This is a genomic window from Mycolicibacterium elephantis DSM 44368 (assembly GCF_004014805.1).
GTDB classification, from domain to species: Bacteria; Actinomycetota; Actinomycetes; order Mycobacteriales; family Mycobacteriaceae; genus Mycobacterium; species Mycobacterium elephantis.
Window position 1 is genome coordinate 1 of the sequence record NZ_ATDN01000063.1, and the last position, 832, is coordinate 832.

Genomic DNA, 832 nt, shown 5'->3' on the forward strand with positions numbered 1-832 from the left:
ACATCGTGCCGATCCAGTTGAAGAACTTGATGCCGGTCGGCACCGCGATCATGTAGGACATGAACGAGAACCACGGCAGCAGCACGGCCCCGGTGGCGAACATGTGGTGTGCCCACACGGCAACCGAGAGCGCGGCGATGCCGATGGTGGCGTAGACCAGCGTGGTGTAGCCGAAGACCGGTTTGCGGCTGAACACCGGGAAGATCTCGGTGACGATGCCGAAGAACGGGATGGCCACGACATAGACCTCCGGGTGGCCGAAGAACCAGAACAGGTGCTGCCAGAGGATCACCCCGCCGTTGGCCGGGTCGTAGATGTGCCCGCCGAGGTGCCGGTCGTAGGCCAGTGCGAACAGCGCCGCGGTCAGCAGCGGGAACACCATCAGCACGATGATCGACGTCACGAGGATGTTCCAGGTGAAAATCGGCATCCGGAACATCGTCATCCCGGGTGCGCGCATGCACACCACCGTGGTGATCATGTTCACCGCACCCAGGATGGTGCTCAGACCGGCCACACCCAGGCCGAAGATCCACAGGTCACCACCGGCGCCCGGCGAGTGCAGCGCATTGGCCAGCGGCGTGTACGCCGTCCACCCGAAATCTGCTGCACCGCTTGGGGTGATGAACCCCGACACGGTGATCAGGGCGCCGAACAGGTAAAGCCAGTAGCTCAACGCGTTCAGCCGCGGGAACGCCACGTCGGGCGCGCCGATCTGCAGCGGGAGAATGCAGTTGGCGAAGCCGAACACGATCGGTGTGGCGTACAACAGCAACATGATCGTGCCGTGCATGGTGAACAGCTGGTTGTACTGCTCGTTGGACAGGAACTG

General features: G+C 63.0%; 1 protein-coding gene. It reads right to left on the reverse strand.

Annotated elements, in window-relative coordinates; genetic code table 11:
• Positions 1-832 (reverse strand): cbb3-type cytochrome c oxidase subunit I (locus MELE44368_RS23825; protein ID WP_206613847.1); only part of this gene is annotated, 832 nt, incomplete at both ends.